Source organism: Muriicola sp. (assembly GCF_049669965.1).
Taxonomy (GTDB): Bacteria; Bacteroidota; Bacteroidia; order Flavobacteriales; family Flavobacteriaceae; genus Muriicola.
This window is the reverse complement of record NZ_JBATLB010000194.1, coordinates 1-4,955: the sequence shown is the minus strand read 5'-3', so window position 1 is coordinate 4,955 and position 4,955 is coordinate 1. Positions and strand designations below refer to the sequence as shown.

Sequence of the window (4,955 nt, the reverse complement as noted above, 5' to 3'; positions counted from 1 at the left end):
GTATTCTATTCCTTTCTTGTAAATTATCTAAATGTACAGGAGCGCATACTTACTTTCCTCAAGCCGGCATTGTTCTTACTGTTCTTTGAACTGCTTATTAGAGTTGGGCTCATCATCATGGTAAGCTATTTAGATGGGAATTGGGATTCTGAAATTATTGAAAGCTACACTGTCTGGGAAGAAATAATAAATGCCACATTCTCCCTATTTATTTTTATTAAAGCAATACATCTGGTATTCCGCAGGTCTCATCTCTACAAGGACATATTGGACTACGATGATATAAGATGGATTAAACTCTTTCTCCTCCTTGGGGTTACAGTTTTTGTGCTATGGATAATTGCCATTGTGGTACTCAATACTACTGGAAGTGAAGCAGCACGTTACCCACTGCGTTTAGCAACCTCTGTATTATTGTATTGGATAGGGTACCAGGGTCTATTTCGGTATACGATCATTCAGGACAGGATACTGCTCCGTAAGTCGTTTAGTCATAAATTTCTTGTGGAGGATTCCATTCAGAAAAAAGAACCAAAGAAATCCAGTTTCACCAACGAAAAGCACAGCGAGGCTTTCAAATCTTTGCAGCGGTATATTGTTGAAAATCAAAAATACCTCGATCCTACGCTGAGTTTAGAAAAACTAGCCGAAGAGGTATCCATGAGTACGAGTCATTTATCAAAATTGATAAATACGTACGGGGGACAAAACTTTTCGGATTATATTAATGAATTCCGTATTACTCAATCGAAAAAACTATTGTCTGATGCCAGTTTTGGACAGTATACTATTGTAGCTATCGGACTGGAATGCGGCTTTTATTCAAAATCTACTTTCTATAGTGCTTTTAAGAAATTTGGGGGACAGACACCTTCAGAATACCGGGATCAGTACCTGAAAGTATCCTGATTCTTGCAACTACCATAATTCCGGACACTCTTCATTGGCAGTTGTTTTAGCTTCGTGTTGTCTCACGTCGGCCCATTAGATACATTCAATTAATCGCAATGGTTTTAGATCCAACAATCAAAAACTTCCTAGTATGAAAACAAAAGCCACTTTAGAATTCCAACCGCTGTATTATTTTAAAAAGCACCAAAAGCTTAGATCTGCACTGTCCGTGCTATTGACGCTTGCCATGCTCAACTTAATCACAGGATGTTCTTATTATCGCCTTAAGACCGTTCCTCAACAGGATTATGCCGAAACTGCCCAACAAATTAAGGCGTTTAATGAGGCTCAGAAATATATTGTCTTACACAAGAATAATGCATCCCTGCATTTAGAAAATCCGGTTGTAAACGAAGACAACCTGGAATTATCGGGCACCGTAACCATGCTTTCTGAAGAACATACGGCTAAGCGGCAGGTTGAAACAAAAAGATCATATCGCTATAAACCAGGCCTAAAAAACCCTTTAAATGAAGTTCATATTTATTTGAAGGAAGGAGAACCGCTTTCTCTCTCATACACTGTAATTCCTTTTAGTGAAATAGAGGAAATGGGGATTGCTTATAGTGATGGAACAACCTCCATAGTACATGCCGCCTTAGGTACATTAGGTGCCCTTGTTCTTATCCTGGCCATTTATGCGGCTTTAAAAAGCTCCTGTCCCTTTATTTATGTCAAAAATGGTAATGAATATGTGTTTTCCGGTGAATTGTATCCGGGCAACATCATTAAAAATGCACAAGAGACAGATTATCTTCCCTTGCCTGCATTAAAGGAGACGGACGGGAAACTAAACATCCGAATCACCAACGAACTCCTGGAGATACAACATACTGATCTTGCGCAGCTCATGGAAATTAGCCACCCTAAGAATACAACGGCCTTGGCAGACAAAAAGGGCCAAATATTACTTTATAGGGATCTGGAAAGTCCGGTTAAAGCCTTGCTAGATGGTACCATAAACAATTTAGAACCAGCACTCACCGTCGATGCTAGTTCGTATATGTTCGACACCCCTGTCACCAATTCTGATAATACCCGCAATGTGGTTCTTACCTTTACAAGACCGACCGATGCCCACGAGGCCAAACTATTTCTCAGGGCAAAAAACTCGCTGTGGCTCGACTATGTATTCGGTAAATTCAATCAAAAGTTTGGGAGCTATTACAATACCTTTCAGAAATCGCAACAAGAAAGCACCAAAGAAGAGGCCCTTACCTGGTCCGGGGAGCAGCATATCCCTTTAACCGTTTCTGTAAAGCGCAAAGGTGTCTGGAAAGAAGTAGAGAAACTAGCGTCTGTTGGACCTCTGTCATTCAGGGACCTGGGGATCAAATTAGATCTTCAAGGAATTGAAGAGGATGTGGTTGAAATAAAACTAGAGACTGGCTACATGTTCTGGGAAGTAGATTACGTTGGAATCGACTATTCTGAAGAGCTGCCCTTTGAAATTAAACTTTTAGACCCAGTGGTTGCCACAACCAATACAGGAGAAGATGTAGCGCACCTATTGGCGTCGCAGGACGGGCAGTATTTAACACAGAAAGAGATAGGAGACGCGGTAGAAATAAGCTATTTACCCACCGCAGCGGATAAGCAAACATTGCGCTCATATTTCTTAAAGAACCGCGGCTATTATACTTATATAAGGGACTATGAGGGAATTCCCGACTTTACAGAACTTCAAAAATTCAGGAATCCTGGTACGTTTACAAGGTTTTCTGAAAATGAATATCATCGAACCCTAAAGGTCTTACAATTAAAAGAAGCTAGCTATGTTGTTCAATAGAAGAGATATAAATACGTTGCCATTTACCGGCGGAGAAGAATGGCAGTTCGGCAATGAAAGAAAGGTTCTAGAGGAGCAATCCAGGAACCAAAACCCTAAAAGCATGCGGTCTGGTTTCTTTTTAAATTGGATTCATTTTAGACTAAAACTAACGCTGATAAAGGTGCTTATAAGGGAATATAAGAATCCGATAGACTGGTTTCTGGGGCTACAATATCTAATAAAGTTAAGAAGAAGGTTTTTAGGAAATCAAAGGCTGAAGAAAATGGCCTATGTAGATGGTAAATACTATATGGGCCTGTATACTCCCGGTTGGCGAAGTACAGTTTACGAACAGTTTATTGCCTCTGAATTGAATGAGTTTAAAAAAACGAATTCTCCAGCATACCGCTTTAATCATGTCTTTCTGGCCATCACCAAGAAGTGTGCCCTGCAGTGCGAGCATTGTTATGAATGGGATAATCTCAACAAGAAAGACGTGCTTTCTGAGGACACGCTGCACGGCATTGTGCACAGGATTCAACAATTAGGTACTGCCCAGATACATTTTACGGGAGGGGAGCCTATGCTTAAGGTAGATATCTTGCTATCTCTTATGAAAAGATCGGCTAGTGGAACCAATTTTTGGATGAATACTTCAGGGCTGAAACTTACGGCGATAAATGCCAGGCGATTAAAACAAGCAGGACTCACCGGGGTATTTATCAGCCTGGATCATTTTAGTGCAGAGGAACACAATAAATTCAGGAATTTTAAGGACGCATTCTACTGGGCGCAAGAAGGAGCCAGGAATGCCTTGAACAGCGGACTGGTGGTTGCCTATTCAATCTGTATGAGAAAAGAATTTGTCAGCGAGGAAAATATCCAACGCTACATGGATCTGGCAAAAGAAACCGGAGTACATTTTGTGCAATTTCTTGAGCCAAAGGCTGTTGGCCATTACAAGAGTACCGATGTTACCCTGGGTACGGAACAAATAAGACTGCTGGAATCTGTTTTTTTAAAAATGAACTTCTCAGATAATTTTAGTTCGTACCCAATTATAACCTACCACGGGTATTACCAAAGACGTCAGGGCTGCTTTAGTGCCGGAAAAAAAGGACTTTATGTAGATACGGACGGAGATATTAACCCATGTACATTTTGTCATAAAAAGTCGGGTAACATCCTCGATCCAAAGATTGATAACTTACTGGCCACTATGACAGCGGCCGGTTGCCCAACCTATACGGCATGAAACTACAAGAATCATCCCTCGAACTTTGGTTGCTTGTATCCCTATTATTTGTGATCAGGTATTTGATTCTTGCGGGTATTCCCTTTTTGTTCTATTATGTGCTGATCGAAAAAAAAGTTAGGGGGAAAAAGATCCAAAAAAAACGACCTGATAAAAAGCAGATCTTAAAAGAGATTCTTTATTCGCTAGTAAGCCTTCTTTTATATGGCACTGGTATTTGGCTTTTTCTTGATTGGTTGCAGAGTGGCATTACCTTGCATTACGGAGCTATTTCGGATTATGGAATTGCCTATTTCATAGTAAGCTTCTTGCTTATGGTGATTATACATGACACCTATTTTTATTGGACCCACCGACTTATTCACCATAAGAAACTATTCTCTTTGGTCCACAAGGTACACCATCAATTTACCAACCCTACTCCCTGGGCTGCTTTTTCATTTCATCCTTTGGAAGCTATTATTAGCATGGGAGTTATACCTGTTATTATTTTTTGTATCCCCTGGCATCAAAATGCACTGATCGTATTTATAACCTTTATGACCCTGTATGATGTCTATATCCATTTAGGTTACAATATAGAGCAACTGTACTTAGGTAAATGGCAAAATTCGGCCGCAGACCACAACTACCATCACCAAAATGCAAGGGTAAATTATGGTTTGTATTTTACCTTCTGGGACCGTTTAATGGGAACGTATAAAAAATCAAAGAAAACGCAGCTATTAGATGGTTAAATCTTAGCGTGTTTTATATGCAAACGATTGCAAAATAGTAGTGGTCGAACAATTTTTAAATAATAGTGAAGCTTCTTTCTCTTGTATGATTCCCTCTACGACAAATTCCTTGCAAGGCAGCGCTTTTGTATTACTTTCGGAAAAAATAACATCGCCATCTCTTAGTATAATTTTTACTTCTGCCGTATCTAACTGGTTGGAGTTAAGCAGCTCCTGAATTTCGGGAGCATAGACCATAGGC

4 protein-coding genes and 1 pseudogene are annotated in these 4,955 nt (G+C 40.0%); 4 read left to right on the top strand and 1 reads right to left on the bottom strand.

Annotated elements, in window-relative coordinates:
• The 4 genes from WBM49_RS10255 to WBM49_RS10240 form a co-directional block, all read left to right on the top strand.
• Positions 1–909, top strand: a 909-nt coding sequence (locus WBM49_RS10255) for a helix-turn-helix domain-containing protein (protein WP_424371960.1), incomplete at its 5' end; no start/stop codon positions are given.
• A gap of 133 nt (positions 910–1,042) precedes the next feature.
• Positions 1,043–2,740 (top strand): hypothetical protein, encoded by a 1,698-nt coding sequence (locus tag WBM49_RS10250; protein ID WP_424371959.1) that lies wholly within the window; start codon positions 1,043–1,045, stop codon positions 2,738–2,740.
• Entirely contained in the window at positions 2,727–3,977 is a 1,251-nt protein-coding gene (locus WBM49_RS10245; protein WP_424371958.1) for a radical SAM/SPASM domain-containing protein, read from the top strand. Before WBM49_RS10250 ends, WBM49_RS10245 begins: the two co-directional genes overlap by 14 nt.
• Positions 3,974–4,714: a sterol desaturase family protein gene (locus WBM49_RS10240; protein WP_424371957.1), complete on the top strand. Its 741-nt coding sequence runs from the start codon at positions 3,974–3,976 to the stop codon at positions 4,712–4,714. Before WBM49_RS10245 ends, WBM49_RS10240 begins: the two co-directional genes overlap by 4 nt.
• Before the next feature lie 3 nt (positions 4,715–4,717).
• On the opposite strand, the pseudogene WBM49_RS10235 reads toward WBM49_RS10240, so the two are convergent.
• A pseudogene (locus WBM49_RS10235) lies at positions 4,718–4,955 on the bottom strand (hypothetical protein); the annotation flags it as partial.

What these genes read in the sequence shown, in the direction of transcription:
- WBM49_RS10250 (WP_424371959.1), top strand. Translation starts at nt 1,043, where the DNA reads ATGAAAACAAAAGCCACTTTAGAATTCCAACCGCTGTATTATTTTAAA.
- WBM49_RS10245 (WP_424371958.1), top strand. Translation starts at nt 2,727, where the DNA reads ATGTTGTTCAATAGAAGAGATATAAATACGTTGCCATTTACCGGCGGA.
- WBM49_RS10240 (WP_424371957.1), top strand. Translation starts at nt 3,974, where the DNA reads ATGAAACTACAAGAATCATCCCTCGAACTTTGGTTGCTTGTATCCCTA.